Origin of the sequence: Liquorilactobacillus sicerae, assembly GCF_029916425.1 — a bacterium.
Lineage (GTDB): Bacteria > Bacillota > Bacilli > Lactobacillales > Lactobacillaceae > Liquorilactobacillus > Liquorilactobacillus sicerae.
In genome coordinates this window covers 1-487 of record NZ_JAHAVQ010000165.1, presented here as the reverse complement: position 1 = coordinate 487, position 487 = coordinate 1, and the positions used below count along the sequence as shown (strand labels likewise).

Here is a 487-nt window from a genome sequence, read left to right as displayed (position 1 = left end):
CCTTTAATCATCTCGACTGTATCCTGCCAGTTCAGATAATTAATCGTGACAATTCCTAAAAGCGGCTTTGTTAGTCTCTTTTCCATTGGTCCCTGGTATAAAGTTTCTCTGCCGAATCTTTGATTTCTTCAGTGACTCGGTTGGCAATGATCAAATCAGCCTTCTTTTTAAAATCAGCTAAATTATTATCGACCTCTTTCCCTTGAAAAAGGGCTGCTTTTAAAGTTGGTTCGTAGATAATAATTTCAACATGATTCTCAGCCAGATAATTCATCACATCGATAATCGAAGACTGGCGGAAATTATCGGAACCGGACTTCATAGCCAGCTTATAGATGCCAACTGTTTTCGGCTTTTTTGCCAAGACCTGTTCGACAATAAAACGTTTTCTTGTATCGTTGGATTTCACAATCGCCGTCATAAGTTCCTGTGGAACTCCTTCATAAGAAGCCAGTAACTGCTTAGAATCTTTCGGCAAGCAATAACC

General features: G+C 39.4%; 1 protein-coding gene. It reads right to left on the bottom strand.

What is annotated here, in order from left to right; all coding sequences use genetic code 11:
* Positions 1-70 precede the first annotated feature (70 nt).
* Positions 71-487: UDP binding domain-containing protein (locus KH893_RS11805; RefSeq protein ID WP_281166280.1), on the bottom strand; the 417-nt coding region annotated here is incomplete at its 5' end.